3 protein-coding genes are annotated in these 4,115 nt (G+C 76.3%); 2 read left to right on the top strand and 1 reads right to left on the bottom strand.

Features of this window, described 5'->3' with window-relative positions; genetic code table 11:
* Both ACYVGT_RS28010 and ACYVGT_RS28005 read left to right on the top strand, forming a co-directional pair.
* Nucleotides 1-930: SIS domain-containing protein (locus ACYVGT_RS28010; RefSeq protein WP_460863845.1), on the top strand; the 930-nt coding region annotated here is incomplete at its 5' end.
* Nucleotides 931-958: 28 nt separating this feature from the next.
* Nucleotides 959-2,254, top strand: a complete 1,296-nt coding sequence (locus ACYVGT_RS28005; protein ID WP_460863842.1) for a serine/threonine-protein kinase — start codon at nt 959-961, stop codon at nt 2,252-2,254.
* Nucleotides 2,255-3,286: 1,032 nt separating this feature from the next.
* On the opposite strand, the gene ACYVGT_RS28000 is transcribed toward ACYVGT_RS28005, so the two are convergent.
* The coding region (locus ACYVGT_RS28000; protein ID WP_460863838.1) for a hypothetical protein at nt 3,287-4,115 on the bottom strand (829 nt) is incomplete at its 5' end.

Raw genomic sequence — 4,115 nt, 5'->3', positions numbered from 1 at the left:
GCCGCCGCCGGCGGGCTGCCCCGGCCGCGCGCGGTTGCGGCCGTCGGCGACGGACCCGCCGCGGCAGCCGCCGCGCTGCGCGCCGCGGTGCTCGGCACCCCGTTCGCCCTCGCGGTTCCGGACGGCCGCCGGCTCCCCGGCTGGATCGGCGCCGACGACCTGGTGATCGCCGTATCCGGCGAACGGGAGGCCGGCACCGCCGCCGACTGCGCCGCCGACGCCGTCCGCCGCCGCTGCACCCTGGTTGCCGCCGGGCGGCCCGGCGGGCCGCTGCAGGCCGTCGCCGAACAGGGGCGCGCCCCGTTCGCGGCGGTACCCGGAGGCCTGTGGTCGGCGGCCGCGGCGCTGTTCACCGCGGTCGGCTCAGCCGGGCTGAAGGCGCCCGGCGACGACGTGTTCGAGGCGGCCGCGGCACGCCTGGAAGCGGTCGCAGTGGACTGCGGACCGGCCGTGCCGTCCTGGGAGAACCCCGCTAAATCCCTCGCGCTGGAACTGGCCGGCAGCCTGCCGGCGGTGCTGGCCGCCCCCGGCCCCGCCGGCGTCGCCGCTGACCGGTTCGCCGCCGGAGCCTCCGGCTACCCGGTGCTGCGGCTCGGCCTGGACCGCTCCGCCGCGACCCTGCCCGCGCTGCTCGCCGGCCCGTTCGGCCCGGACACCGGCAGCGGTCCCGGGCCCGGGTCGGTCTTCCACGACCCCTACGAGGACGCTGCAGCAGCGCCGCCGCTGCGGCTGGTATCGTTCCGCGATCCCGGCGCGGAACCGGAGTGGGCCGAGCGGGCCCTCGCGGCGGCGCACAGCGCCGCCGAGGCGTCCGGCACAGCGGTGAGCACCCGTTCCGCCCAATCCGGCCATCCCCTTGAGCGCGCCGCCGGTTTGATCGCAATGACCGATTACGCCAGTGTGTATCTGACTGCGGCCTATGCGGGATAGCGCCGTCACACCCCCCTGGAGGAGTTCCATGCCCGGTCCCGAATCGCTTCTGCCGAGCGACCCCGCCTCGTTCGGCGAGTACAGCGTGGTGGGACGCCTCGGCAAGGGCGGCCAGGGCGTGGTCTACCTCGGCCGCGACGATGACGGAAACGAAGTCGCGATCAAGGTCCTCAACGACCAGTGGTCCGACGACGCCGAACTCCGCAAGCGCTTTGAGAAGGAGGTGCGGGCGGCGCAGAAGGTCGCGTCGTTCTGCACCGCGGCGATCCACGCCGCGCACCTCGGCAACGAGCCGCCCTATGTGGTCAGCGAGTTCGTCGACGGCCCGTCGCTGCAGGCGGCCGTGGCCCGCCGCGGCCCGCGCCGCGGCGCTTCGCTGCAGCGGCTCGCCGTCAACACCGCGACCGCGCTGGTCGCGATCCACCGGGCCGGCATCATCCACCGCGACTTCAAACCCGGCAACGTGCTGCTCGGCTCGGACGGGCCGCGGGTGATCGACTTCGGTATCGCCCGGGTCGACGACGGCACCGCCACCGTCACCAACTCCATCGTCGGAACGCCGTCCTACATGGCGCCCGAACAGATCGAGGGCGCGGGCATCACCGACAAGGTCGACGTCTTCGCGTGGGGCTGCGTCATGGCGTTCGCCTCCACCGGCAACGCGCCGTTCGGTGCCGACAGCGTGCACGCCGTCGTGCACCGGGTGATCAGCGCGCCGCCGTCGCTGGAGGGGGTGCCGGAGGAGATCCTGCCGATCGTGCGGGACTGCCTGGACAAGGACCCCGGCCGGCGGCCGTCGGCGAAGGAGCTGCTGATGCGGCTGCTCGGCCACGAGCCGGCCGAGGGCGCCAGTACCGACGAGGTCGTCCGCGAGGGCGAGAAGGCTGCCGAGACCGGGGTGATCCAGGGCGGGGCGTTCGCGCCCACCACTACGCCGAGCGGACCGCAGACCCCGTTCCCGGGCGCCCCCCTGCGCGCGCCGGGTCCGCCCGCTCCGTCGGGTCCGCAGGCACCGTTCTCCGGCCCGCAGCCTCCGCCCTATCCGCAGGGCGGCCCGATGAGCGGCCCGCAGGCCGGCTTCGGCCCCATGTCGGGGCCGCAGACCCCGCCGCCCGGACCGCAGACGCCCCCGCCGATGATGGGCCCGCCCACCATGGGCCACGGCGCCATGGGCCCGCCCACGATGGGCGCCGGCTACACCCAGCCGCCGGCCCCGGAGGGGCAGCGCGACGACCCCCTGCTCTCGCAGGGCTGGGTCATCCCCGCTGTCCTGGTCACCATCGTCATCCTGCTCCTGCTGCTGGTCCTCATCGCCGTCAGCTGACCGCCGGGCCACGGCGCGGCCGCGGCTACTCCTGCCGCTCCAGCGGCCTGACCCGGCAGCGCATCGGCGCCACCGGCGAAGGGCCTGCGCCGGAATCAGCTCCGCCGCCGTGCGCGCCCGCTCCCACACCGCGGGCGCGGCGGAAAGGGAGGCTTCGGCCGGGACGGACCGGACGCCGCCGAAGCACTCGGCCGCTCCCGGGGCGGGCTGGCCGGCAAGGTCCCCCCGATCGCCGGTGCGCGCTCCAGCACCCCGCCCCCACCAGTGCGGCCGCCGACCGCCGCGACAACCGGGCCGCGGTCTCCGACGGAACAGTGCCGGCCGCCGCGATCCCGATCCGGCTGCGACCCCACCCGAGCAGAAGAGCAGGACCCGGATCGTTGGTGGGGGTTGCGTGTCCTGGTCCGTGACGGCGGGCGGCCAGTGGTCGCTTGGCCGGGGCGCCGGTCTTCCTGTTGGGCCGGATGGCGGCGCTGGGCGCGCAGGTGCGCCGACAGGTCCGCGCCCGCAGTCCTACGGAGGTCGGGGCGCTGTGGTGTTCCGCGCCGAGCTGGTTCTTCAGTGTCGAGATGACCGCTGTGGTGCGCCGGCTCAGCCTGGACGGGATGAGGGCCACGCCCCCGGTGCGGCCTGCTGGGGTGTGGGGCGGGTACAGGGTCTTTCTGCGCTCGTCCTGCTCCTTGACTGGCCGGGGAGGAGGCGCAGACCGCGCCATCGGCGGCGGCGATGGGGATCGGCCTGGCGCCCCGGTAGAGGGCGCGGTGGAGGAGAACGCCGCGAGGGGGGTGCCGGGGCCGTGCGCAGCAGGGAAGCGGTCCACCGAACACGCCCCAGACCGGGCACCGTCGCGCAGGCGCAGCGAGAACGCGCGAGGGCGTGTGTGGTGTGGCGTTCACCGCGCGGTGTCGGCGGTGCACCCGTCGCACGGCCGACGAGGGAGTCAGGGCGGGGTTTTCCTCCTCGATTGAGGAGAACGCCGCGAGGGGCGTGCCAGGGCGCCGCGCAGCAGGGCAGTGGTCCACCCACCACGCCCTAGGCGCGGTCGGAGGCGGCCGTGCGGGTGAGGCGGTCGACGGCGCGGGAGAGGGCGTCGTCGAGGAACGCCTCGACGTCCGGCCGCCGCCCGCCGGCCGAGTCGCCGGGGACCAGGGTGACGCAGTCGGTGGCCCCCGCGCTGGTGTCGGACGCGGCCTCCTGGGCGGCGCCTGCCCCGGCAGCCCCGGAAGCCCCGTCCGTACCGGCGGCACCGGAGAACTCCGCGTCGGCCACCACGGCGAGGGCGCCGGTGGGCGGATCGCCGACATCGCGTACCGCGGCCAGCAGGTCGGCCTCGGTGCCGTTGGCGCGCATCCGCAACCGCACCCATGGCGACGCCGGCCCGGGGCGCACCAGGACGCGGGCCGCCGCCCGGTCGCAGCGCACCGCATCCGGCCCGCCGGCGCGGTCCCCGGTGTCCACCTCCACGCTTGCGTCCGGATCCAGTTCGCGCAGCATCAGCCGCACCGGTCCGCACCTCCGGTCCAGATGCGCGGCGAGCGACCGGTGCACCGATGCGGCGAGCGGTGCCGAAGCCGACGCCGGCGCGGCAGCCGCCCCGGTGAGCCGCTCGCGCAACTGCGTGAGCTGGAGGTCGACGAAGACGCGGGTGAGCGCCTCGGCATCCGCAGCGGCCCCGGCGCCCCCGGCGATCGCCGCGGCACTGCCGGCGGCCAGCCGGGGGCCGATCCCGCGATCGGCCACCAGCGGCGGCCGGCCCGCGCCGAGTAGCGCCAGCGACGCCAGCGCCCACGGCAGCGGACGCAGGTGGCCGCCGTCGCCCAGTTCGCCGGCCGCGGCCGCGAACACGCGGGCCGCCCGCACG

It is taken from the genome of Nocardiopsis coralliicola (genome assembly GCF_054779695.1).
This window is presented reverse-complemented; position numbering and strand designations above follow the sequence as displayed.

Bases quoted from the DNA above. Each gene is read 5' to 3' on its own strand.
- ACYVGT_RS28005 (WP_460863842.1), top strand. From the start codon at position 959: ATGCCCGGTCCCGAATCGCTTCTGCCGAGCGACCCCGCCTCGTTCGGC.